At 72.4% G+C, this 22993-nt stretch carries 25 protein-coding genes and 1 pseudogene; 14 read left to right on the top strand and 12 right to left on the bottom strand.

Features of this window, described 5'->3' with window-relative positions; all coding sequences use genetic code 11:
* The first annotated feature begins 87 nt into the window (after window positions 1-87).
* Window positions 88-669, top strand: a complete 582-nt coding sequence (locus NDW01_RS22655; protein ID WP_252781371.1) for a TetR/AcrR family transcriptional regulator — start codon at window positions 88-90, stop codon at window positions 667-669.
* Between the two features lie 129 nt (window positions 670-798).
* Here the strand turns inward: NDW01_RS22655 and NDW01_RS22660 are convergent, their stop codons facing one another.
* Together NDW01_RS22660 and NDW01_RS22665 are read right to left on the bottom strand one after the other, a co-directional pair.
* Window positions 799-1647: an NAD(P)-dependent oxidoreductase gene (locus NDW01_RS22660; RefSeq protein ID WP_252823277.1), complete on the bottom strand. Its 849-nt coding sequence runs from the start codon at window positions 1645-1647 to the stop codon at window positions 799-801.
* A 71-nt stretch (window positions 1648-1718) separates the two neighbouring features.
* Window positions 1719-2300 carry a TetR/AcrR family transcriptional regulator gene (locus NDW01_RS22665; protein ID WP_252823278.1) on the bottom strand — a complete coding sequence of 194 codons (582 nt, stop codon included), beginning with the start codon at window positions 2298-2300 and terminating at the stop codon, window positions 1719-1721.
* Window positions 2301-2436: 136 nt separating this feature from the next.
* Between NDW01_RS22665 and NDW01_RS22670 the strand changes: the two genes are divergently transcribed.
* On the top strand, window positions 2437-3060 hold the full coding sequence (locus NDW01_RS22670; protein WP_252823279.1) for an NlpC/P60 family protein: 624 nt from the start codon (window positions 2437-2439) through the stop codon (window positions 3058-3060).
* A 110-nt stretch (window positions 3061-3170) separates the two neighbouring features.
* Here the strand turns inward: NDW01_RS22670 and NDW01_RS22675 are convergent, their stop codons facing one another.
* On the bottom strand, window positions 3171-4052 hold the full coding sequence (locus NDW01_RS22675; protein ID WP_252823280.1) for an SDR family oxidoreductase: 882 nt from the start codon (window positions 4050-4052) through the stop codon (window positions 3171-3173).
* 90 nt (window positions 4053-4142) lie between these two features.
* On the opposite strand from NDW01_RS22675, the gene NDW01_RS22680 reads away from it, so the two are divergent.
* The 4 genes from NDW01_RS22680 (at window position 4143) to NDW01_RS22695 (ending at window position 7528) form a co-directional block, all read left to right on the top strand.
* Window positions 4143-4721, top strand: a complete 579-nt coding sequence (locus tag NDW01_RS22680) for a TetR/AcrR family transcriptional regulator (RefSeq protein ID WP_252823281.1) — start codon at window positions 4143-4145, stop codon at window positions 4719-4721.
* 128 nt (window positions 4722-4849) lie between these two features.
* Complete coding sequence (locus NDW01_RS22685; protein ID WP_252781377.1) at window positions 4850-5119, top strand: hypothetical protein; 270 nt, start codon at window positions 4850-4852, stop codon at window positions 5117-5119.
* 10 nt (window positions 5120-5129) lie between these two features.
* Window positions 5130-6932: a glutamine--fructose-6-phosphate transaminase (isomerizing) gene (gene glmS / locus NDW01_RS22690; RefSeq protein WP_252823282.1), complete on the top strand. Its 1803-nt coding sequence runs from the start codon at window positions 5130-5132 to the stop codon at window positions 6930-6932.
* On the top strand, window positions 6932-7528 hold the full coding sequence (locus NDW01_RS22695) for a LysE family translocator (protein WP_252823283.1): 597 nt from the start codon (window positions 6932-6934) through the stop codon (window positions 7526-7528). The genes glmS and NDW01_RS22695 overlap by 1 nt, the downstream gene beginning before the upstream one ends.
* 33 nt (window positions 7529-7561) lie before the next feature.
* On the opposite strand, the pseudogene rho reads toward NDW01_RS22695, so the two are convergent.
* Window positions 7562-8689: pseudogene (gene rho / locus NDW01_RS22700) on the bottom strand (transcription termination factor Rho); the annotation flags it as partial.
* Window positions 8690-9077: 388 nt separating this feature from the next.
* Here rho and NDW01_RS22705 point away from each other — a divergent pair.
* Window positions 9078-10376 carry a sensor histidine kinase gene (locus NDW01_RS22705; RefSeq protein ID WP_252823284.1) on the top strand — a complete coding sequence of 433 codons (1299 nt, stop codon included), beginning with the start codon at window positions 9078-9080 and terminating at the stop codon, window positions 10374-10376.
* Window positions 10373-11020, top strand: coding sequence for a response regulator (locus tag NDW01_RS22710; protein ID WP_252823285.1), 648 nt, complete (start codon window positions 10373-10375; stop codon window positions 11018-11020). The genes NDW01_RS22705 and NDW01_RS22710 overlap by 4 nt, the downstream gene beginning before the upstream one ends.
* An 83-nt stretch (window positions 11021-11103) precedes the next feature.
* Here the strand turns inward: NDW01_RS22710 and NDW01_RS22715 are convergent, their stop codons facing one another.
* Both NDW01_RS22715 and NDW01_RS22720 read right to left on the bottom strand, forming a co-directional pair.
* The gene (locus NDW01_RS22715) at window positions 11104-11748 is read right to left on the bottom strand and encodes a lysophospholipid acyltransferase family protein (RefSeq protein WP_252823286.1); all 645 of its coding nucleotides are present in this window, start codon (window positions 11746-11748) and stop codon (window positions 11104-11106) included.
* An 82-nt stretch (window positions 11749-11830) separates the two neighbouring features.
* Window positions 11831-13255 (bottom strand): MFS transporter, encoded by a 1425-nt coding sequence (locus NDW01_RS22720; protein WP_252823287.1) that lies wholly within the window; start codon window positions 13253-13255, stop codon window positions 11831-11833.
* 83 nt (window positions 13256-13338) lie between these two features.
* Here NDW01_RS22720 and NDW01_RS22725 point away from each other — a divergent pair, with 83 nt between their 5' ends.
* Window positions 13339-13866, top strand: a complete 528-nt coding sequence (locus NDW01_RS22725) for a winged helix-turn-helix transcriptional regulator (RefSeq protein WP_252823288.1) — start codon at window positions 13339-13341, stop codon at window positions 13864-13866.
* Between the two features lie 21 nt (window positions 13867-13887).
* Here NDW01_RS22725 and NDW01_RS22730 read toward each other — a convergent pair whose 3' ends face one another.
* Window positions 13888-14553: a maleylpyruvate isomerase N-terminal domain-containing protein gene (locus tag NDW01_RS22730; protein ID WP_256512740.1), complete on the bottom strand. Its 666-nt coding sequence runs from the start codon at window positions 14551-14553 to the stop codon at window positions 13888-13890.
* A gap of 355 nt (window positions 14554-14908) precedes the next feature.
* Window positions 14909-15319 (bottom strand): plectin, encoded by a 411-nt coding sequence (locus tag NDW01_RS22735; RefSeq protein WP_252781386.1) that lies wholly within the window; start codon window positions 15317-15319, stop codon window positions 14909-14911.
* 113 nt (window positions 15320-15432) lie between these two features.
* Between NDW01_RS22735 and NDW01_RS22740 the strand changes: the two genes are divergently transcribed.
* Together NDW01_RS22740 and NDW01_RS22745 are read left to right on the top strand one after the other, a co-directional pair.
* Window positions 15433-15987, top strand: coding sequence for a TetR/AcrR family transcriptional regulator (locus tag NDW01_RS22740; RefSeq protein WP_252823290.1), 555 nt, complete (start codon window positions 15433-15435; stop codon window positions 15985-15987).
* Window positions 15988-16172: 185 nt separating this feature from the next.
* The gene (locus tag NDW01_RS22745) at window positions 16173-17039 is read left to right on the top strand and encodes an oxygenase MpaB family protein (RefSeq protein ID WP_252823291.1); all 867 of its coding nucleotides are present in this window, start codon (window positions 16173-16175) and stop codon (window positions 17037-17039) included.
* A gap of 98 nt (window positions 17040-17137) precedes the next feature.
* Here the strand turns inward: NDW01_RS22745 and NDW01_RS22750 are convergent, their stop codons facing one another.
* The 3 genes from NDW01_RS22750 to NDW01_RS22760 all read right to left on the bottom strand — a co-directional run bounded on the left by NDW01_RS22750 (window position 17138) and on the right by NDW01_RS22760 (window position 19882).
* On the bottom strand, window positions 17138-17932 hold the full coding sequence (locus tag NDW01_RS22750) for an alpha/beta fold hydrolase (protein ID WP_252823292.1): 795 nt from the start codon (window positions 17930-17932) through the stop codon (window positions 17138-17140).
* Between the two features lie 175 nt (window positions 17933-18107).
* Window positions 18108-19007, bottom strand: a complete 900-nt coding sequence (locus tag NDW01_RS22755) for an aldo/keto reductase (RefSeq protein WP_252823293.1) — start codon at window positions 19005-19007, stop codon at window positions 18108-18110.
* Window positions 19004-19882, bottom strand: coding sequence for a helix-turn-helix domain-containing protein (locus NDW01_RS22760; RefSeq protein WP_252823294.1), 879 nt, complete (start codon window positions 19880-19882; stop codon window positions 19004-19006). Before NDW01_RS22760 ends, NDW01_RS22755 begins: the two co-directional genes overlap by 4 nt.
* Window positions 19883-20309: 427 nt before the next feature.
* On the opposite strand from NDW01_RS22760, the gene NDW01_RS22765 reads away from it, so the two are divergent.
* Window positions 20310-20513, top strand: coding sequence for a DUF5999 family protein (locus NDW01_RS22765; protein WP_252823552.1), 204 nt, complete (start codon window positions 20310-20312; stop codon window positions 20511-20513).
* 22 nt (window positions 20514-20535) lie between these two features.
* Here NDW01_RS22765 and NDW01_RS22770 read toward each other — a convergent pair whose 3' ends face one another.
* Window positions 20536-21165 (bottom strand): alpha/beta hydrolase family protein, encoded by a 630-nt coding sequence (locus NDW01_RS22770; protein WP_252823295.1) that lies wholly within the window; start codon window positions 21163-21165, stop codon window positions 20536-20538.
* Between the two features lie 138 nt (window positions 21166-21303).
* Here NDW01_RS22770 and NDW01_RS22775 point away from each other — a divergent pair, with 138 nt between their 5' ends.
* Together NDW01_RS22775 and NDW01_RS22780 are read left to right on the top strand one after the other, a co-directional pair.
* Window positions 21304-22431: a VIT1/CCC1 transporter family protein gene (locus NDW01_RS22775; RefSeq protein WP_252823296.1), complete on the top strand. Its 1128-nt coding sequence runs from the start codon at window positions 21304-21306 to the stop codon at window positions 22429-22431.
* A 44-nt stretch (window positions 22432-22475) separates the two neighbouring features.
* Window positions 22476-22904 carry a PPOX class F420-dependent oxidoreductase gene (locus tag NDW01_RS22780; RefSeq protein ID WP_252823297.1) on the top strand — a complete coding sequence of 143 codons (429 nt, stop codon included), beginning with the start codon at window positions 22476-22478 and terminating at the stop codon, window positions 22902-22904.
* The last annotated feature ends 89 nt before the right edge of the window (window positions 22905-22993 follow it).

Below are 22993 nucleotides of genomic sequence, written 5' to 3' on the forward strand. Positions count from 1 at the left end.
TCCGACGAACTCATCGGTGCCGCGATGAAGATCTCCGGCCGGGACGATATTTGACCGATCGGTCTGGATCCGACTAGCGTCCGGGGCGTGGCGAGGACGAAGGAGTTCGATCCGGACGCCGTGCTGCAGAAGGCGATGGAGCTGTTCTGGGAGCGCGGATACGAGGCGACGTCGATGGCCGACCTGGTCGAGCATCTCGGCATCGCGCGGGCCAGCATCTACGCCACCTTCGGCGGCAAGCACGACCTCTATCTGAAGGCGTACGAGCGGTACGCCCGGACGCGCGATCTCAATGTCGTCGAGATGCTGTCCCAGCCCGGCCCCGTCCTGCCCGCCGTACGGGCGCTGGTGCGCGCCTACGCGGAGGAGTCGGCGGCCGATCCGCGCCGGCGGGGGTGCATGGTCGTGAACACCGCGGTGGAGCTGGCCGGCCGGGACCCGCAGGCGGCGCGCCGGGTCGACGCGAGCTGGGACACGGTCGAGACCGCCCTGACCTCGGCGCTGACCAGGGCGCGCGCGCAGGGCGAGCTGCCCGCGGACAAGGACCCGCGGGCGCTGGCCCGGTTCCTCCTCGTGCTGCTGCAGGGGATGCGTGTGCTCGGCCGCGCCCACCCGGACCCGGACCGCCTCCGTGACGCCGCCGACCAGGCCTTGGCCGCCCTGACCTGAGCGCCGGTTCCGGTACGGACCGGAGCGCGTCCCCGACTGCGCCGCCGCGGCCCTGGCCGCCCGCGGCTGAAGGTCGGTGCCGGGGATCCTCATGGACGGGACGACGAGGATCCCCGGCGCAGGAGACGGTCAGGCCGTGAAGCCGGCGAAGTAGGCGGCGGCCATGTCCTCCTCGGCGTGGCCCGCCAGGGCGGCGCGGTGGAAGCGGTCGCGGGCGGCCTCCATGACGTCCATCCGGGCCCCGGCGGAGGCACCGGCCGCGCAGATCAGCCGCGTGTCCTTCTCGGCGTTCGTCACGGTGAAGGTCGGCGTGAAGTCGCCGGCGATGATGGCCGCGGCCTTCTGCTGGAACAGCGCGCTGTCCATCGGCCCGGCGCCGACGACGTCACGGAACGCCCGCGGGTCGACCTCCAGGGCCCGCGCCAGGGCGAGGGCCTCGCCGACCCCGGAGACGAGGGTGAGGGCCCAGGTGTTCGTGACGAGCTTGAGCCGGCTGCCCGCGCCGGCGGGGCCGAGCCACAGCGTCCGCTTCCCGACCGCGTCGAAGACCGGGCGCAGGGGCTCCCGTGCGCTCTCCGGCCCGGAGGCGAGCACGATGAGCTCGCCCTGTTCGGCGGGTTGCCGGCTGCCCTGCACCGGAGCGTCGACGAGGACGAGGCCGTGGCGCTCGGCGATCCGGTCGAGATCGTCCAGCGGCTCGAGGCCGACCGTGCTCATCTGCGCCCAGATCTGCCCCTTCCGCAGGCCCGGGGCGGCCTGTTCCATCGCCTGGCGCACGGCCTCGCCGTCGTTCAGCATCGTGATGATCACAGTGGCGCCCTCGACGGCCTCGGCGGGGGTGCCGGCGACCTTCAGCCCGTCGACGGCCTCGGCCTTCGCCCGCGTGCGGTTCCAGCCCCGCAGGTCGATGCCCTGAGCCAGCAGGTTGCGGGCCATCGCCGCGCCCATGATCCCGGTTCCCAGCAGTGCGACGGTCATCGATCCGGCTCCTCTTTCTTGACTGTTCGTTACATATTCCGGGCAGGGAACGGCGCCGAGCGGCCGCGACGTCACGGCAGCACCCCCAGGGCCGTTTCGACGACGCCGGCCAGCCGCCGCCGGTCGGGTCCGGCCTTGGCCATGACGCGCAGCCCCTGGATGGCCGTGATGAAGAAGTCGGCCAGCCCCGGCACGTCGGCGTCCACGGGCAGCTCACCACGGTCGCGGGCCCGGCCGAGCGCGGCCGCGATCGACTCGCGCACCCCGCCGAGCGCGTCGGCGACGATGCGCCCCGAGACGGCGTCGTGCGGGAGCCGCTCGATCGCGGTGTTCGTGACCAGGCAACCGCGCCGGTCGGCGTCCCGGGCCGCCTCGTCGACCAGCGACAGCAGCAGGTCGCGGAGCACCGTGCGGATCGGGACGTCCCTTTCGAGCCGGGCCGTCATCCGCGCCGACGACATCTCGGCATAGCGCCGGAGGGCCGTCTCGTACAGCCCGTCCTTGCTGCCGAACGCCGCGTACAGCGAGCCGCGCCCCAGCCCGGTGGCCTCCACCAGGTCCTGGATCGAGGTGGCCTCGTAGCCGCGGCGCCAGAACAGCTCCATCGCCGACCGGACCACCGCCTCCGTGTCGAACTCCCGCGTCCGTGCCATGCCCGGGACGATAGCCGTATCTGTAACGAGCGGTCAAGAAAGCTCCGGCGGCGCGTCATCCGAGCGGGGATGATCACCTTTCGCTAGCGTTCGGTCACGTTCAGCGACATCTCCGCGCATCGAGGAGGGATTACGGATGAGGTATCCGGATCAGCGGGTCATCGCCGTCGTGCTGGGCGGCCTGCTCGCCGCCGTGACCATGACCGGGTCGGCGCTGGCCGACGCGCATCCGCGCGTTCCCCGGCCCATGATGAGCGCGGCGCTCGCCGCCACGCCGGGACGGGCCGAGGCGGCGCCGATGGTCCCGACCAAGCGGAGCGTCGCGATCGCCCGCGCCCGCACGTGGCTGACCGCCTGGCACGGCGGGCCGGTGCCCTACAGCCAGAGCCGCTACCTGAACGGCTGGCGCACCGACTGCTCCGGATACATCTCCATGGCCTGGAACCTCCAGAACGCGAACGGCGCGCCGCTCAACTACAACACCGACAGCATGCTGCGCGGCGGTCCCGGATTCCCGGGCCCGGTCGTCCACCCGATCGCCTGGGGCGACCTCAAGCCCGGCGACGCGATCGGGTTCCTCGGCGCGGGCAGCGCCGGCGACGCCGGGCACGTGATGCTGTTCGAGGGGTGGGCCGACCCGGCGCACACCGTCTACCGGGTCTACGAGCAGGCCGGCGACGGCGGCACTCACCACCGCACCCACCCGGTCTCCTACAACCACTACAAGCCGTACCGGTACGACAGGATCCTCGAGGGCTGACGCGGGGCCGACGCAGGAGCTGCGGCGCAGCCGTTCCGGGGGCTCTTCAGCGTTGAGGGGGTGACCCTGGCCGGCCGTTCGGCTCGACCAGGGGGACCGGGTCGGCGGTCTCAGGGCTGGATGTTCTCCAGGTCCTCCAGCAGGCTGGGGTGCGTCGGCTGCCACCCGAGGGCGTCGCGGGTGTGGGCGCTGGAGGCCGGCTGGTCCATCGCGAAGATCGGGCCGAACGGGCCGAAGGTCTCCTCCGGCACCGTCTCGACCGGCAGGCCCAGCCGTCGGCCGATGACCGTCGCGATGTCGCGCACCGCGTCGCCCTCGTCGGCCACGGCGTGCCAGGCCGTCCCGGCCGGTGCCGATTCGAGAGCCAGCCGGAACAGGACCGCCGCGTCGAGGGCGTGCACGGCCGGCCAGCGCTGGGTGCCGTCGCCCGGGTAGCCGGCCACTCCGGTGCGGCGCGCCGCATCGGCCAACAGGCCGGCGAATCCGCCCTTGCCCTCGTTGTGGACCGTGCGCGGCATGCGGACCGCCGTGGCGCGCACACCGCGCGAGGCCAGCTCCAGCAGCGCGTTGACCGAGCGGCCGCGACCGCCCACCGGCCCGTCGGTCGGCAGCGGATCGGCCTCGGTGGAGGCGCGGCCCGGTACCCAGGGCGTCCCGGAGACGGTGACGATCGGTCGGCCGCTGCCGGTGAGCTCCTCCCCCAGCGCGGCCATGGCCGCGCCCTCCTCGGTGATGGCCGCCGCGAGCGCGTCGGGGTCGCCGTAGTCGCGTCCGAACGCCAGGGAGATGACGCCGTCGGACTGCGCGACGCCGGCCCGCAGGACGTCGAGGTCGGCCAGTTCGCCGCGCAGCACCTCGGCGCCGGCGTCCTTGAGGGCCTGCTCGGAGCGGTCCGAGCGGGCCAGCGCGAGAACGGTGTGGCCATTGCCGAGCAGTTCGGCGACGACGGCGGATCCGATGGTGCCGGTGCCGCCGGTGACGAAGACGTGCATGAAGGACTCCCCATGAGTGACGGGACTTGTGTCTCATCACCGTAGCAGAGTGATGAGACACATGTCGCATCACTCTGTTAGAGTGACGGCATGGCACGATGGCAACCGGGGGCGCGCGAGCGATTGGTCGTCGCCGCCGTGGATCTCTTCACCGAGCAGGGGTACGACGCCACGACGGTGGCGCAGATCGCCGAGCGCGCCGGAGTCACCAGGAGTACTTTCTTCCGGCACTTCTCCGACAAACGCGAGGTCCTGGTGGCCGGCCAGGAGACCTTGAGTCGGCTCCTGGCCGAGGGGATCGCCGAGGCGCCCGCCGGCGCCAGCCCGCTCGAGGCGGTCGCCGCCGGTCTCCTGCGCGCATCGGGCGAAATGGGACCGGTGAACCGCGAGCTCGGCCCCCGGCTCAGGGCGGCCGTGGCGGCCAGCACCGAGCTGCAGGAACGGGACGCGCTGAAAAGCGTCGGTCTCGCGAGCGCCATGACGGCCGCGCTCGTCGCCCGCGGCGTCCCCGATCCGACCGCGCACCTCGCGGCCGAGCTGGGGGTCCTCGCTTTCAAGCGAGGCTATGCCCAGTGGTCCGAGGCCGATCGCGATGACGGCAGAGGGCTCGCACCCCATGCGCTGGCCGCCCTGGAGGACCTTCGCACGGCGACCACGACACTGGGCTGACCTCTCCACCGCCGACCGGGCATCCCGCCCCCGAGGGGGACTTCGGACATCCGAGCACGCGTCGATCCTGCCCGATTCCGGGCAGGATTCTTGCTTTTCTCATCCTTCGCCCGGAATCATCGGCGATCGTGCCCGATCACCCCCATGACGAGCTCGTCGCCCACCTCAGCCGCACATCGCCGCTGACCCCCGGCGAGGCGGCGCGGGTCGTCGCCGACGTGCTCGCCTACTTCGCCGAGCCCGCCGAGGACTTCGTCCGCCGGCGGCACGCCGAGCTGAAGGCGGCCGGGCTGACCAACGACCGGATCTTCGAACGCATCGCCGCCGAGCTGCCGTCGCGGCGCGTCGCTCCCCCGGAGCTCTCGCTGCGCCAGCTCCGCCGCATCGTCTACGGATGAAGGAGACCTGATGTGCGGAATCGTGGCCTACGTCGGCCCGCGGGACGCCGTCCCGATCCTGACGGAGGGGCTGGCCCGCCTGGAGTACCGGGGCTACGACTCGGCAGGTCTCGCCGTGCTCGGCCGCTCGGGTGACCTGCGCGTGCGCAAGGCCAAAGTACGCGTCGGCGAGCTGGCGGCGGGCCTGCCCGCCCGGTTCAAGGGCGCGCCGGGCATCGGGCACACCCGCTGGGCCACCCACGGCGAGCCGAGCGAGCCGAACGCCCACCCGCACGTCGCCGGGACGATCGCCGTGGTGCACAACGGCATCATCGAGAACGCCGACGAGCTGCGCGCCGAGCTGACCGCCGATGGCGTCGTCCTGGCCTCCGAGACCGACAGCGAGGTGCTCCCCCACCTGATCGCCCGCTCCGGCGAGGCCGAACTGGAGGACGCCGTACGGGAGGCGCTGTCGCGGGTCGTCGGGACGTACGGCATCGCCGTCGTGGACGCCCGCCACCCCGAGACTCTGGTCGTCGCGCGCAACGGCAGCCCGGTCGTGCTGGGCATCGGGGAGAAGGAGATGTTCGCCGCCTCCGACGTCGCCGCGCTGGTGCGCTACACGCGGCAGGTCGTGCACCTCGACGACGGGGAGCTGGCGACCGTACGGGCCGACGGGTTCCGCACCTCGACGCTGGACCGGCGCGCCACCCGCAAGGAGCCCTCCCTGATCGAGGCCGAGGAGGCCGCGTACGACGCCGAGGGCTACGGGCACTTCATGCGCAAGGAGATCCACGAACAGCCCGCCGCCGTCGAGCGGGCGCTGCGCGGCCGCCTGGACCTGCGCTTCCACACCGCGCACCTGGGCGGCCTGAACCTCGACCCGCGCGAGGCACGGGAGATCCGCCGGGTGAAGATCCTCGGCTGCGGCTCCGCGTACTACGCCGGGCAGGTCGGGGCCCAGCTCATCGAGGAGCTCGCCCGGATCCCGGCCGACGCCGAGCCCGCCTCGGAGTTCCGCTACCGCAACCCGGTGGTCGAGGCCGACACCCTCTACGTCGCGGTCAGCCAGTCCGGCGAGACGTACGACACCCTCGCCGCCGTGCAGGAGCTGAGACGCAAGGGCGGCCGGGTCCTGGGCGTCGTGAACGCCGTCGGCAGCGCGATCGCCCGCGAGTGCGACGGCGGCGTCTACCTGCACGCCGGCCCGGAGATCGCGGTGGCCTCGACCAAGGCGTACACCTCGACGGCCGTGGTCTTCGCGCTGATCGCGCTGCACCTGGGGCGCATCCACGACCTGTCCCCCGCCGACGGGCGCCGGATCGCCGAGGGCCTGCGGGCCCTGCCCGCGCAGATCGAGAAGGTCCTCGAGCAGGAGGACCGCATCGCCGGGCTCGCGCGGGAGTTCGCCGCGTACCGCAGCATGCTGTTCGTCGGGCGGGTGCGCGGCTGGCCGGTCGCCCGGGAGGGCGCGCAGAAGCTCAAGGAGGTCTCCTACGTGCACGCCGAGGCGTACCCGGCCAGCGAGCTGAAGCACGGCCCGCTCGCCCTGGTCAGCCCGGAGCTGCCCGCCGTCGCCGTCGTGCCGGACGACGAACTGCTGGACAAGAACCTGTCGACGATCGAGGAGATCCGCGCCCGGCGCGGCCGCGTGCTGACGGTCGGGCACCGCGGCCTCGGCGACCACGCGATCGTCGTTCCGAAGAACGAGCCCGAACTCGACCCGATCCTGTTGACGATCCCGCTGCAGTTGCTGGCCTACCACGCCGCCGTGGCGCTGGGCCACGACGTCGACAAGCCTCGCAACCTGGCCAAGAGCGTGACGGTTGAGTGATGACGCTGCTGACGTTCGCCGGAGTCGCGGCGCTGCTCACACTGGTCCCCGGACCGGACTCGCTCCTCGTGCTGCGGACCGCGATCGCGCAGGGCCGCCGCGCCGCGCTGGTCGCCGCGCTCGGCATCCAGGTGGGCTGCCTGTGGTGGGGCGCCGCGGCCGGCCTGGGCCTGACCGCGGTGCTCGCGGCCTCGCACACGCTGTACACCGTGCTGCGCTGGGTGGGCGCCGCCTACCTGCTGTATCTGGGGGCGGGGCTGTTGCTGCGTCGTGGCCGGGCGGGTGAGGCGGCCGGCGCCTCCGGCCGGAACCGGTTCCTCACCGGGCTGCTGACCAACGCGCTCAACCCGAAGGTCGGGGTCTTCTACCTGTCGCTGCTGCCGCAGTTCGTGCCGGCGGGCGCGCCCGTCCTGCCGTGGAGCCTCCTGCTGACGGGCGTGCACGTCACCGAGGGGGTCCTCTGGTGCGCGCTGCTGGTCGCGCTGGCGGACCGTCTGGGGCGGGTCCTGCGGCCGCCGAGGGTGGGACGGGTGCTCGACCGGGTCGCCGGCACGGCGTTCCTCGGGTTCGCGCTCCGGCTGGCCCTGCGCCCGTGACCCGCCGCCCTCCGAGGCGTGGAGCGGCGGTCCTCAGCGGGTGGCGGTCAGGACGACTCTGCTCAGCTCGGCGTTGGAGGCCGTGTCGCGCAGCTTGCCGATGAGGAGCTCGGCGGCCTCCTGAGGGCCGAGCGCGTGCAGGACGCGGCGCAGCCGGCCGGCGACCTCGAGCTCCGCAGGCGACAGCAGCAGGTCGTCCCGGCGGGTGCTCGAGCCGGTGACCTCGACGGCGGGGAAGATCCGCTTGTCGGCGAGCTCGCGGCTGAGCCGCAGCTCCATGTTGCCGGTCCCCTTGAACTCCTCGAAGAAGACGTCGTCCATGCGGGAGCCGGTCTCGACCAGCACGGACGCGAGGATGGTCAGCGAACCGCCCTCCTCGATGTTGCGGGCCGCGCCGAGGAACCGGCGCGGCGGGTGGATCGCCGTCGTGGCGACGCCGCCGGCGAGGATGCGGCTGCCGGCGGAGGCGCCGAGGTTGTAGGCCCGCCCCAGCCGGGTGATCGAGTCGAGGATGACGACGACGTCCTGTCCGAGTTCGACGAGCCGCTTGGCGCGCTCGATCGCGAGTTCGGCCACGGCGACGTGCTCGGCGGCGGGCCGGTCGAACGTCGAGTGGACGATCTCGGCGTCGACGGACCGCCGCAGGTCGGTGACCTCTTCCGGGCGTTCGTCGACGAGGACCACCATGAGGTGGCATTCGGGATGGTTGACGCGAACGGCCGTGGCGAGTGCCTTCAGCATCATCGTCTTGCCGGCTTTCGGCGGCGCGACGATGAGCCCGCGCTGTCCTTTCCCGATCGGCGCGATCAGGTCGACCACGCGGCCGGCCAGGTCTTTTCCGCCGGTCTCCAGGCGCAGGCGTTCGCTGGGATGGAGCGGTGTCAGATTCGCGAATTCCGGCCGCGTTGCGGCGGTGTCCGGCGGCAGCCCGTTCACGGTGTCGACGCGGACGAGGGCCTGGAACTTCTGACGCCTGTCGTCCGGTCGCGGGCGGCGGGCCGTGCCTTCGATCCGGTCGCCGGGACGCAGTCCGTACCTGCGGACCTGCGCGAGGGAGAGATACGCGTCGGCGGGCCCGGCCAGATAGCCGGACGTCCGGACGAACGCGTGCTTGTCGCCGACGTCCAGGACGCCGGAGACGGGCGTCGCCGGGTTCTCCTGGCCGGCCGGCGCGCGGGACGAGGTGGTGGTGGGTTCGAGGGTGATGGTCATGAAGGGTCCTTTCGGAACGCGGCGCCGTCGACGATGACGGCGCGCGGAGAACGAGGCGGCGCGTCGGGCCGCCGGAGAAATCGCGTACGGCCGAGCGGTACGCGGAAAGACGAGACCGTTTCGGAGAGATCGAGCGTCGCCTGCCGGAAACTCAACGGCGGCGGATGGAACGATGTCCCTGCGGAAGAACGCCGTTTCCGATCGGGCGGAGAATCCCGGCGTCGCACTCAACATATAGCACGGGACGGCCGGTACACCAGTCACCGAATTCCCGGCCACCGGAACCTCGCTCCTCCGGGGGAGGCGCGGCGCGCCGCCGTTCTGGGACGATTTCGGCGTGAAGTTCCTGGTCCGCCCGCTCATCAGCGTGACGACGTACCGCCGCTGGACGTTCCTCCTCGGCGGCACGGCGATCCTGGTGCCGTACCTCCTGATCTATGCCGGTCTGCTGCGGATCACGAACAGGGCCGGACGGCTGGCGCCCGACCAGTTGCTGCAGTCGCTGGTCATGCTGCTCGCCTACATCGGCGTCTCCAGCGCGGTGGCCTTCATCCCCGCCGTGCGCATCCTGTCCCGTACCGCCGTCGAGACGCTGCTGGACGTTCAGCTGCCCGCGGAGACCGTCGAGGGGATGCGCTCGTGGCGGTCGCGCCGGCGCACCGCCGTGTGGTGGGTGCTGCACATCGGCGTGGGCGGCGGCACCGGCCTGGTCGCCGTCGTCGCCGTACCGGTGGTCCTGGTCCTGCTGCGGACGGCGTCCCGCGGGGACAGCCCCGTCCGCGGGCTGCTCGGCGATTCGGCGCTGCTGCTCGCCGGGGTGTCCGTGCTCCTGGGGCTCCTCCTGCCTTTGATCGTCTCCCTCGGAGCGGCCGTCGGAGCGGTGCTGGCCCGGCTGGCGCCGGCGCTGCTCGGCCCATCCCCGGCGGACCGGCTGGTGCAGCTGGAGCGGCGCGCGGAGCAGCTCATCGAGCGCAACCGGCTGGCCCGTGAGCTCCACGACTCCATCGGGCACGCGCTGACCGTCACGACCCTTCAGGCCGGCGCGGCGGTCCGCCTGCTCGACACGGATCCGGAGTTCGCCCGCCGCGCGCTGTCCGCGATCGAGGAGACCGGGCGCACGGCGCTGGAGGACCTCGACCACGTGCTCGGCCTGCTGCGCGAGGACCCGAGTGCCCGGACCCCGCAGCGTACGCTCGCCGATGTGGAGGCGCTGGTGGAGCAGACCCGGTCCGCCGGCGCCGAGGTGCGGGCCGAGGTCGGCGCGACGGACGGCGTACCGGCCGTGGTGTCCCGGGAGGCCTACCGCATCCTGCAGGAGGCGCTCACCAACGTCCTCCGGCACGCCGGCAAGGTCCCGGTCGACGTTCGGATCGAGGTGTGCGCCGACCGGCTCGAGCTCGAGGTGACGAACCCGCTCGGGCCCGCCGCCACACCACGTACGGGCGCCACACCACGGGCGGGTGCCGCGCAACGAGCCGGCGCCACGCCGCGGACCGGCGGCGGCAGCGGCCTGCGCGGCGTCCGGGAGCGCGTCGCACTCCTCGGCGGGCGCTCCACCGCGGGCCTCGACGGCGCGCGGTGGCGAGTGCACGTCACGATTCCGGTCGTCCCCCTCCTGGAGCTCGAACGACGGTGACCGACATCCTCATCGCGGACGACGAGCCGCTGATCCGCACCGGCCTGCGCGCCATCATCGACGCCGAACCGGACCTCACGGTCGTCGGCGAGGCCGCCGACGGCGCCGAAGTGCCGCCGATGGTCCGCGCGCTGCGTCCCGACGTCGTCCTGATGGACGTCCGCATGCCCGCCGTCGACGGCATCCAGGCGACCCGGACGATCCTCGGCGCGGTCCCCGACCCACCGCGGATCCTGGTCGTCACGACGTTCGAGAACGACGACTACGTCTACGAGGCGCTACGCGCCGGCGCGAGCGGCTTCCTGCTCAAACGGGCCCGGCCGCCGGAGATCCTGCAGGCGATCCGCACCGTCGCGCTCAGCGACTCACTGCTGTTCCCGGCGGCGATCCGGGGACTGGCCGCCCGGCACGCGGCGGGCCGCGAGACCGACCGGGTACGGCGGGCGCGGCTCACCGAGCGCGAGGAGCAGGTCCTCACGCTGATGGCCCGTGGCCTGTCGAACGCGGAGATCGCCGCGGACCTCGTCGTGAGCGTGGAGACGGTGAAGACCCACGTCGGGAACCTGCTGGCCAAGCTCGGAGCCCGGGATCGCACCCAGGCGGTGATCGCGGCGTACGAGTCGGGCTTCGTCCGCCCCGCGTAGCCCGTCACACCGTTGAACCGCCCGGGAGGCGGATCTGTTCCCGGCCCGTCCCCGCTGTTCCCGGCCGGCCGGGGAAGGCTCGGTCAGCCGTTCTTGACGGAGGCGGCGTAGACGTCGACGTACTCCTGGCCGGACAGTTTCTGGATCGCCGCGACGATCTCGTCGGTGACCGCCCGTGGGTCGGCGTCCTCGCCGAACCGCAGCGGCTCGCCGAAGCGCACCTCCACCCGCATGATCTTCTTGGGGAACCTGTGCCCCATGGGCTGGACCTTGTCGGTGCCGATGAGGGCGCACGGGACCACCGGCGCGCCCGAGGCGAGGGCCAGCCGGGCCACGCCGGTCTTGCCACGGTAGAGCCGGCCGTCCGGCGAGCGGGTCCCCTCCGGGTAGATGCCGAAGAGCCTGCCCTGCCGCAGCACGCCCAGCGCCGTGTCGAGCGCGTCGGCCGCCTCGGAGCCGCCGCGGCGGTCGACGGGGATCGTGCCGACGCCCCGGAAGAAGGCCGCGATGAGCCGCCCCTTGAGCCCGGTGCCGACGAAGTACTCCTCCTTGCCGATGAAGACCACCTTGCGCGGCGCCATCAGCGGCAGGAACAGGGAGTCGCAGAAGGACAGGTGGTTGGAGGCGAGGATCGCGGCGCCGTCCGGAACCGTGCCGGTCACCTTGGGCCGGAACACGATCCTCAGGAGGGGTCCCAGCAACACGTGCTTGAGGAGCGAGAAGAACACGGCCACCCTTCCACTGACGAGTGCCCGACAGTCTGGCGTCTCCGCCCCGGCCCGTCGTTGCCTACGGGTCACAAGAAACCTTTCACCGTTCTTGTACCGCGCCCTCACTTGACGCACACGCTCTCGGCGCTTCGCCCGCCGGGCCGGGGAGCCGGCGTCCGCGTGCGGCGAGAGCGACCGGCGCGCCGGCGAACGCGAGCGCGGCGCAGACGGCCAGGGCGACGTCGGTCCCGTGGGCCAGGTTCGGCCCGGAGGTGGCCAGGGCGACCACGACGGCGACGCCGATCGAGGCGCCGATGTAGCGGGCCGTGTTGTTCGCGCCGGACCCCATGGCGGTACGGGACGGCGGCACGCTCTCGACGGCCATCCGGGCGAGCGCGGCGTTGAGCAGGCCGCTGCCCGCGCCGCTGACCACCAGGCCGGGGACGAGCCGCCACCATCCCCAGCCGGCGGACAGGCCGATCAGGCCGAGGTCGCCGAGCGCGCACAACGCCAGGCCGGCCGCGATGAGGTGACGGCCCTCGGCGCGGAGGCGGCGGACCTGGAGCGAGACGGCGAACGCGACGCCGGACCACAGAGTCAGCACGGCGCCCGCGAGGAGAGGAGGTGCCCCGAGCACCCGGCCCACGATCGTCGGCAGGTAGCTCATCAGCCCGATCACCGCGACCCCGGTGACGAACGCGCCGCCGGTCGCCACCGCGAAGTCCGGCCGGCGCAACAGCCGCAGGTCCAGCAGCGGCTCGCGGGACCGCGACTCCGCGACCACGAAGGCCGCCAGGAGGATGACGGCGACGGCGCCCAGCGTGAACACTCCCGCCCGAGCCCATCCCCCGCGTCCGAGGGTGATCGCGCCGAGCAACGCCGCGACGCCGGGGCCCAGCGTCAGGATGCCCGGCAGGTCGACGCTGCGCTGTTCCGCGGCCCGTGACTCGCGCAGCACGGAGCCGGCCGTCGCGGCCAGACCGACGGACGCGACCGCCGCGGCGACGTACCAGGCCCGCCAGCCGGCGAGTTCGGCCAGGCCGGCGGATGCCTCGGGTCCCAGCGCGATGCCGAGGCCCAGCATCGCGCCCCACACGCCGGTCGCCCGGGCGCGCTCGGGACCGGGGGGGAAGGCGTGGCCGATGAGCCCCAGCCCGGCCGCCAGCAGGGCCGCGGTCGCGCCGCCCTGCAGCAGCCGGCCGGCGACGAAGGACGCGGTCGTCGGGGCGAGGGCGCACACGACGCTGGAGGCCGCCAGCGTGCCCGCTCCGGCGACGAAGACGCGCTTGCGCCCGTGATCGTCGGCGAGGCCGCCGACCGCGAGCAGCAGCACGGCGGTGCCGAGCGATATGGCGCCGAGGATCCAGGTCTGTCCCGCCGTTCTCGCGTTCAGGTCGCGCGCCATGGCGGCGAGCGTGGAGAAGGTCGCGTTGTAGTTCATCAGCGCGAGCATCGTCGCGGCGGAGACGACGGCGAGGGTCTGTCCCTCCCGCACGCGTTCCCCGACCGGCGCGGTCGTCCGCACGGCCATCACCTCGGTTCATTGATTGAACTAACGGAGGGCCGACTGTAACACGTGAGTTCGGTGAATGAACTAACCTGAGGGCCATGGCCCTAGGCAAGGACTACGAGGCGCAGGACTGCGCGCTCGCCCGCGCCCTCGAACTGCTCGGCGAGCGGTGGACGCTGCTCATCGTCCGGGACGCCTTCTACGGCGTGCGACGCTACGGCGACTTCCTCGCCCATCTGGACATCCCCCGTGCGGTGCTGGCGACGCGCCTGCAGGCCCTCGTCGACGCCGGCGTCCTCGCCCGGCGGCCGTACCAGGAGTCACCGCGACGTCATGAGTACGTGCTCACCGAACGCGGCCGCGGGCTCTGGCCCGCGCTGAACGCGCTCGGCCACTGGGGCGGGGAGCACCTGGCGCCGTTCGGACCCTGCCGGCTCTACACCCATCTCCCCTGCGGCACGCGCGTCGACCGTACGGGCACCTGCCCGGCGTGCGGGCGGTTCGCCCCACCCGAGGAGCTGGAGGTGCGCCCCGGCCCGGGCGCCGACCGGCCGCACCGGGACGACGCGGTCTCGCGGGCGCTCCGGCGGCCGCACCGGATGCTGGAGCCGCTGCTCACCGAGTGAGTCTCCGGCGCGGCACCGCCGTCACTCGGGATGCCAGTCCGGTGACCGCCCGGACGCGCGCAGCACCGCCTCCCACTCGTCGCCCCGGCCCGGCGACGGGAGGTGCGGAACCCCGGTGCGCCAGGCCGCCGCGATGACGTCGGGGCGGCTGGGCCGGTGGTCCTTGTCGAGCGCGCGGGCCAGGTCCCAGGCGTGCAGGTGCCACTCGACGCACACCGCCCCGGCGTAGTCCCCCGCGGTCAGCTTCGTACCCCGGTAGGAGAGGTACGGCTCGTCCCACACGTCCAGCAGCCGGTCGGAGTAGGCCTCGGCGGAGACGGCGAACGCGACGATGTGATCCCGTCCCTCGGCGGGCGGCAGCACGGCCAGCTCGGCGGCGTTCTGCCGCGACAGCTGGCGCATCATGAGGGCGGCCGGGGCGTCCTGGGCGAACAACCGGGACAGCCTGCTGTTCGGGGCGTCGTTGAGGTACTCGTGGAAGTTCTCCGCGACGCAACGCAGGTGACCGGCCAGGTCGATGGCCTCCCACTCCCTGCACGGCGTGGGCACGGACCAGTCGGAGAAGTGCGCGGCAAGCTCACAGATGGCGATGACGCCTTCTCGGCACGCGCCGAGAAGGTCTCGCCGATCAGGCGCCGTGCGCTCCAACTGATCCCCCCGGACAGAGCACTTCCTGCTGGCCCGCATCGCCGTGGCCGGGACGGCCGCTGTTGCCCACGACGACACCTGAGTCGGTAGAGTCTCAGAGTTCATCGGCCCGTGCCACTCCGACCGGGCCGTGTTCACGCTGGTGGGGCACTGCCTTGTACCCGTTGGACGAAATCCGGCGGCGATTTCATGGACAAGTGGCGACGGCGCGAGCGAGTCGCGCCCAGGGTCAAGGTCCCCTATCGACCAGGTCACCACGGCGTGCCGCGCGAGTGGCGTGAGTCCCCGGCGGCGGCCGGTCCGCCCCCGGACCGATCAGGCCTGCGCGAGGGCACCCCGGCGGCGCCCGGTGTCCGGGCGCCGCACGGCCGGTCCCACGTGATGGCGGGACGCCTCAGACGTGGGCGGGCGGGGTCGTCCGCACGGCCAGCTTGTGCGCCTCGCGCAGGGTGCGCAGCCGGTCGACCTCGTTGATGTACGGACGGACGCTCGCCTTGGCCCGCGCCTTGCGGGCGGCGATCTGCGCGGCCCGGCGCTCCTTGGCGTCGCCGTGCTCGTAGGTCTTCGGGCCCATCGCCACGCGCTGGGCCGCCTCCGCGGCGCGAAGCGCGTCGAGCAGCGCGCGGTCGTAGGCGACCGCCAGCGGGCGCAGCTCGTCGAGCGGACGGCCCTCGACCTGAGCGGCGTGGAACTCCCGCTCCGCGTCCTGCGCGGCGGCGAGCCGGTCGCGAAGCTCGCCGGCGAGCTCCTTGTCCGCGGCGTGGTGCTCAGCGACCTCCGGGCTCACCTTGCGACCCAGGACCATGGCGGCTCCCCTTCTTTCCTCGATGCTTCCGAGCCAAGGGTAGACGGTACGGCGCCATGACACGCAGCCGGGATACTCTTCCGGCAGCCGCCTTTACGCAGTAAGGTGCGATCATGTCGCAGCGGGAACCGCTCACGCGCGAGCGCATCATCGAGACCGCGCTCCACCTCATCGACGGTCAGGGCCTGGGCCGGTTGACGATGCGCCGCCTCGGCGACTCGCTGCAGGTCGAGGCGATGGCGATCTACCACCACCTCCCGCACGGCAAGGAACAGCTCCTCGAACAGCTGATCGCCCACGTCGCCGCGCTGCCGGTGCCGCCCGGCGACGGCGAGCCCCGCGACCGGCTGCGCTCCTGGGCCCACGCCTATCGCGGCCGGCTGCTCGAACACGTCGGCGTGATGCCCCTCATCGTCACCCGCCGCAACCCGGGGGCGCTGATGGCGACGACGCTCTCGATCCGGGAACTGCTGCGCGAGGCCGGCCTGCGGGAGGCGGAGGCGTTCGTCGGCGCGCACGTCCTGCTCGGCTACCTGCTCGGCACCGTGGCCCTGGAGGCCCGCGAGCAGGCGTCCGGAACGACCTCCGACGAGGTGGACTCCGACGAACGGTTCACCGCGGGCCTCGACCGCGTCCTGGCCGGTCTCGTCCGGCCGACGGCGCCCTGACCGGCCGCTCCCGGTCGACCGCGCCCTGGCCGCCCTCGTCCGGCCGGCATCGTCCGACGGGCTCGGCCCGGCCGCGCCTCCCCGATCTCCGCCTCGCCTGACGCCGCCTCTGCCGCCGCGCGGCCGTCTCCCGTACGATCATGGGGTCCGAATCCGGTAATCACCCCCTTATACGGAGATTCGGGATGGCCCGCTATACCCGTCTACGGCAGCTCCAGGCCCTCGACCCCGAGCGCGACTACCAGGACATCTATCGGATCAGCGCCGAGTACGAGTTTCCCTGGGACCTCCAGCGGTCCCTGGAGCTGGCGCTCTTCCGCACGTACGCGGTGCCGTCGATCGGCGGCCTGCTCGACCGGACCGGTGAGTTCGCGCGGCGCGGTCAGAAGCGCTACGACGACACCGTCGTCCTGCTGTACGAGATGACGCAGGACGGCGGGCTGGACTCCGAACGCGGCCGCGCCGCGCTCCGCCGCATGAACCGCATCCACGGCCGGTACTCCATCGCGAACGACGACTTCCTGTACGTCCTGTCGACGTTCGTGGTCGTCCCGGTCCGCTGGATGGCGGAGTACGGCTGGCGGCCGTACAGCAGGCACGAGGTACGGGCCACGGTGAACACCTTCCGCCACATCGGCCGGCTCATGGGTCTGAAGGAGATCCCGGAGACCTATGAGGAGTTCGCGGAGTTCCTCGACGGGTACGAGCGCAAGAACTACGCCTACACCCCGGAGAACCACCGGGTGGCGGAGGCGACGATCGCCATCTTCGAGGGCTGGTTCCCCTGGTTCCTGCGCCCGCTCGCCCGCGAGGGCGTGCTGGCGATGACCGACGCGCCGCTCCGTCAGGCCCTCGGCCTGCCGCGCGCATCCCGGATCATCGAGGTCGCCGCGCCCCGTGCGCTCAAGGCGCGGGCGCTGGTCGTACGGCTGCTGCCGCCGCGCCCGTCCTCCCGGCCGAAGAAGCCCTACACCAGGTCCTACCCGGACGGTTACACCCTGCGGGACATCGGCCCCGAGTGGGCCGACGGCCTCGGTCGGCGGACGGCCTGAGACCACCCTCGCGGCCACGACGCCGGCAGACGCGGGAGATCAAACGGTTTCCCATGGATCCCCTTTCTCGGGTTCTTCTGTCCGTGTGACCGGCGGACTCAGTCGCGGCTGTGGGCCGGTTCGGCGGGCAGGCGGCCGGCGAAGTCGAGCAGCAGGGTGCAGAAGGCCTCGGGCCGTTCCAGCGGAGCGAGGTGTCCGGCGTTCGGGATGACGACGACTTCACCCGCGCCGAGCTCGTCGCTCAGGCCCTTTCCGCCTTCGAAGAAGTCCGGCATGTCGAGTTCACCGACGCCGACCAGCGCGGGAACGGTCAGTGCGCGGAGGGCGTTCGCCTCCTTGCTCAGCGGGTCCGCCGCCGGACGCGGCTCACCGTACGCGAGGTGGGCGGTCAGCTGTCTGCGCAGCATGGCGGCGGCATGCGCGCGGACCTCGTCCGGTGCCTTGGCCGACGTCCAGGACTCGACGCCGGCCCGCACGGCGGCTTCGAGGTCATCGGCTTCCAGCGCGGTCCGCTCCCTGTCCCATGCAGTCCGCAGGCGGGAAGACGGCGGCTGGTCGTGCGGCCGGTAGCCGATCAACACCAAGCCCTGCACACGCCGGGGCTCTGTGACCGCGATCTGGAGAGCCACCAGGGCACCGAGCGAGTTTCCGGCGAGGACGAAGCGGTCGATCCCGAGATGGTCGAGTGTGTCCAGCACATCGGCCCAGGGAGCCACCTCGTCGCGCTGGGCCGTGGCGGCGTCGCCGTGGCCGGGCAGATCAAGTGCGATGGCCCGGACACCGGCCTTGGCGAGCAGCGGAAGATGGGCCCGCCACATGGTGCGGTCGGTGGGCCGGGCGTGCAGCAGGACGACCGGCCGGCCCTGGCCGGCCTCGTCGAACGGAAGTATCACGGTTGAGAAGCCTTCTCAGAAGGGACGGATGGTCGACGACCGGGCCGGCGGAGCGGTGACAGCCGGCGGAGCGGTGACAGCCGGCAGGTAACCCCACCAGGGCCACCGCGAACGCGCGCTGGCGACGTAACCGCCCGGCCATCCGAGCTCACGACGATCGTCGGAGGGGCTGGGGTCACGCGGCCGCATCGAGTTCGGCGAGCTCCGCTTCGCTGAGGCGGAGTCGGGACGATGCCAGGTTGTCCTCCAGGTGGGCGACCTTGGACGTGCCGGGAATGGGCAGCATGACCTCCGAACGGGCCAGCAGCCAGGAGAGCGCGACGTTGGACGGAGTGGAGTGGTGCGCGACTGCGATGCGGTCGACCGGACCGCCGGGCCGGGCCAGCTCACCCGCCGCCACAGGCGCCCAGGGGATGAAACCGATGCCATGCCGGGTGCAGTAGTCCAGGACGTCGGCGGAGCCGCGGTCGGTGAGGTTGTAGCGGTTCTGGACCGTGGCGACGTCCGCGATCCTCCGCGCCTGTTCGATCTGGCCGACCGTGACCTGGGACAGTCCGATCGCGACGATCTTGCCCTCGTCCTGGAGGTTCTTCAGTTCCCCGACCTGCTCCTCCAGCGGCACCTTGGGATCGACGCGATGGAGCTGGAACAGGTCGATCTGGTCCAGCCCGAGCCGGCGCAGACTCATCAGCGCCTCCTGACGGAGGTACTCCGGGCGACCGACCGGCGGCCATGCCCTGGGCCCGAGACGCACCAGTTCGCCCCCCTCCCTGATCACATCCGGGCCGTTGCGCGTCAGCCCCGCCTTGGTCGCGATCAGTACGTCCCGCGGGTAGGGATGAACGGCCTCCCGGATGATCTCCTCGCTTATGTAGGGCCCGTAGGAATCGGCGGTGTCGATCAGCTGCACACCGAGTTCGACGGCACGGCGCACGACACGCACGCACTCCTCACGGTCCTCGGGCTCGCCCCACACCCCGAGCCCCGTCAACCGCATGGCGCCGAAGCCCAGGCGAGCGACCTTCTTCCCGGCTATCTCGTAGGTGCCCACGCTGTCAGCAAGGGAAGTATTCATGATCGGGAATCACCTGTCTCCAAAGCGATCTCTTCATCGGGGTCCTCGGAATCAGTGGCCGCCTGCTCGCCCAGGCGGCGCAGCAGGACGAGGCCATCGTGGCTGGCGCTGCCGGGTTCGGCGCTGTAGACGGACAGGTGCTGTCCAGGGGCGCCGGTGACCGCCAGCGCCTCGAAATGCAGGCGCAGCTCCCCCACCCTCGGGTGCAGGAAGTGCTTGTCCTCGCGGGTACGCGGACGCACCTCGTAGCGAGCCCACAGGTTCGCGAACGCCGGACTGCGCAAGGTCAGCTCGCCGACGACCCGCTCGATGCGCTCGTCCACGGGAAACTGTGAGGACGACGCCCGCAGATTGCCCACGGCGATTCGCGACGCGGCGTCCCAGTCACCGTAGAACTCCCTCGCATACGGATCGAGGAAGATCATTCGTAGCAGGTTGTCGTACCGGGCGAACCCGCGATAGAGCTCCCGCGCCATCGCGTTCGCGGCCAGGACGTCCTGCGCCGCGCCGACCACGAAGGCGGGCACATCCCGCATGCCGTCCATCAGCCGCAGCAGCTCCGGGGCGACGGTCGTCGACGTGGACACCGTCGTCCCGAACGCCGGCATGCCGAGCCGGAACAGATGCTCCGCGGTGGCCTCATCGAGCCGCAGTGCGCCGGCGATCGCCCGCAGCACCTGGTCGGACGGATGCCGTTCCCTGCCCTGCTCCAGCCGCATGTAGTAGTCCGTGCTCACTCCTGCGAGCAGCGCCACCTCGTCGCGCCGGAGTCCCGGCACTCGCCGCGGACCGTCGTCGGGCAGGCCGACGTCCTGCGGCCGGACCAGCGCACGTCGGGCACGCAGATAGTCACCGAGACTGTTCTCTCTGTCCACGCCGACGACACTAATGCGGCCCGTCCACCCGGGCGTGGGTGCGCTACACCCACGCGGTCCGAGGGGGCACTCCGGCGTCCGGATCAGCGCTCCTTCCTCCGTTCCACGTCCACGACGCGCCCCGCGCGGTGCGGGGTTCCACCGGCAGGATCGCGTGAACCGGTGACGACGACACGCCCGCCCTTCCGGTCATGACGGTCACGGCGACAGATCGTTGTCTGTACTGAGAGTTGTTCTTTGGCCGATTTGGATGCGGCTGCGGACCGATAAGCCGTAAAGTGATCTCTGTCACGAGGAGTCACTGGGGCCTTCGGAAAACCGCCCGCCCGGGCCATATCGGCGTGCGGGCGAACCGCAGCACACTCGAAGACGTCTTAGTGACATGAGGCAACCGCACCTACGAGTAGTCGAGACCGGAGGCACGCAGATGTGCCCGCACGAGCCGCCATGCCCCTCGGCGACCGCACCAGACCGTGAGGCCGCTCGCACCGTCACCTGCCACCCCGAGCAGGGATGGAGTCTGCTCTGCAACGGGGTCGTGCTGTTCGAGGACACCGGCGAACTGCTCCCCGACGGGGGGATCATCGCGCCGCACCGCCCGACCGACGTTCCGGCCCACACGGCGGCGTGACGCGTTCTCTTCGGGGGACCAGTCAGAAATGACCATCGACCCGGGGGATCTCAGGGCGAGCGGTGCTCCACCGGCGTAGCCACTCCCCCACGACCGCGCCCACCTCGGCGGGCCTCCTGGCCAGATCGTGCCGTTCCCCCGGCAGGACCTGGACGCAGGTGGCGTCCGCGGGGTCCGGGACACCGAACGGATCACGGTCGCCGTTGACGACCACGACCTCCACGCCCGCGGCTCTCAGCTCGTCCGCGCGGGAACGTTCGGGTCTTCCGGGCGGGTGCAGCGGAAACGCGAGCGCGATCACCCCGCGGGCCCCGGCCTTCAGCGCCGTACGGCAGGCGACGCGCGCGCCGTTGCTCCGCCCGCACTGAATCATCGGCACGTCGGGGAATCTCTTCCGCAGCTCGGCGACCACCGCCAGCCAGGCCTCGTCCTGTCGCGGAGCCGAACCGGGGGCGCGCCGCCCGGCGCGGCGGAACGGCTGCAGCACGCGCGCCACGGCCCCGCCGCGCGCGAGCGCCTCATCGCGGACGGCGAGCAGGTCCGGCGCGTCGACCCCGCCGTTCGACCCGTGGGTCATGACCAGGAGGAAGGCCGGATCCGCCGGCTCGTCCAGGGTCACCTCGGCCGGCCCCTGCGGGGTCGCGATGTCCATGCCGGAACCGTACTCCGCGGCCGGCCGGCCCCCGCCACCGAGGTGCGGCGACCGGCCGGAAGGGATGACTTTCCGGTCCCGGCGGGTTGTCGGTCATAGGGTTTCGGACACGGACGAAGGACGATCTCGAGGAGAATCATGGGGGAAGCCGCCGATCGGCAGAAGGTCAAACGCTGGCAGGACCTCCTCGCCAGTGAGCGGGACGCCGCGGCCCTGTACTCCAGCCTCGCGGTCGCCGAGGACGGGGAACGACGCGAGATCCTGGAGGAGCTGGCGAGCGTCGAGCTGAGGCACGCGGCCCACTGGGAGGGCAAGCTGCGCGCGGCCGGGGCGGAGGTGCCCCCGCCCGGACCGCCCAGCATGCGGACGCGGCTGCTCGCCACGGCGGCGCGGCGGCTCTCTCCTCGCGCGGTCCTGCCGATGATCGAGCGCGCCGAGCGCTCCGACGCGGGCCTCTACGACCGCGACCCGGACGCGGCCCCGGGGATGGCCGATGACGAGCGCGGACACGCGCGCACGCTCGCCAAGCTCATCGAGGGCGGAAAGCCCGATCCGCGCGTGCAGATCTCGCGCCGGGAGGGCTGGCACCGCACGGACCGCTCGGGGGCACTGCGGGCCGGCGTGTTCGGGGTCAGCGACGGCCTCGTCTCGAACACCGCCCTGGTCATGGGCTTCGCGGGTTCCGGGTCGTCCCGGACCGCGATCCTGCTCGCGGGAATCGCCGGGCTGCTGGCCGGCTCGTTCTCCATGGCGGCCGGGGAGTACGTCTCCATGTCCAGCCAGCGGGAGATGTTCGAGCGGGAGCTCGCGCTGGAGGCGCAGGAGCTGGAGGAGACGCCGGAGGAGGAGCACGCGGAGCTGGTGCTGCTCTACCGCGCCAAGGGCCTGGACCGCGCCGACGCCGAGCGTCTCGCCGAACGGATCATGAGCGACAGGAAGGTCGCGCTCGACACGCTCGCGCGGGAGGAGCTCGGCCTGGACCCGGACGAGCTGGGCTCCCCGTGGAGCGCGGCGGGCTCCAGCCTGTTCGCGTTCGCGCTGGGCGCGTTCGTCGTTGTCCTGCCCTACCTGATCACGGGGGGTGCCGCCGCGCTGCTGACCGCGATCGGCCTCGCGGTCCTCGCGCTCTTCGGGGTCGGCGCGGGCATCGGCGTCCTCAACGGTCGGCCGGCCGTACGCTCGGGCCTGCGCCAGGTCGTCGTCGGCGGTCTCGCCGCCGGGGTGACGTTCCTGGTGGGCCACCTGATCGGCACGTCCGTGTCCTGACCCCCGCCGCGCGTGGCGTCGCGTCGCTCGGAAAGAATCGGATCATGGCCGAGACCATGAGCGACGAAGAGTGGCGCGACTTCCTGCTGACCGGCACTCGCACCGGCAAGGCGGCCGTGACCAGGACCGACGGCACACCGCACGTCACGCCGATCTGGTTCCTCCTCGACGGGGACGATCTGGTGTTCACGACGGCGGCCTCGGGGACCAAGGGCAAGGCCCTGCGCCGGGATCCCCGCATCTCACTGTGCGTGGACGACGAGATCCCGCCGTACTCCTTCGTCTCCCTGTGGGGCGAGGCGTCCCTGTCCGACGATCTGGACGAGCTGCGCCGGTGGGCGACCGCGCTCGGCGGGCGCTACATGGGACCGGACCGCGCCGAGGAGTACGGCGCCCGCAACGCGGTGCCCGGCGAGCTCCTCGTCCGCGTGCGGATCACCAAGGTCGTCGCCCAGCGCGACATCGCCGACTGACCGCCGGCGTCCGGGGCGGATAGCGGGCCGCCGGTGGGCGACCGACACGGGGCGGATCGAGCGGGCCGCCGGTGGCGGCCGGCGCGATC

Origin of the sequence: Actinoallomurus soli (assembly GCF_024055715.1) — a bacterium.
GTDB classification, from domain to species: domain Bacteria; phylum Actinomycetota; class Actinomycetes; order Streptosporangiales; family Streptosporangiaceae; genus Actinoallomurus; species Actinoallomurus soli.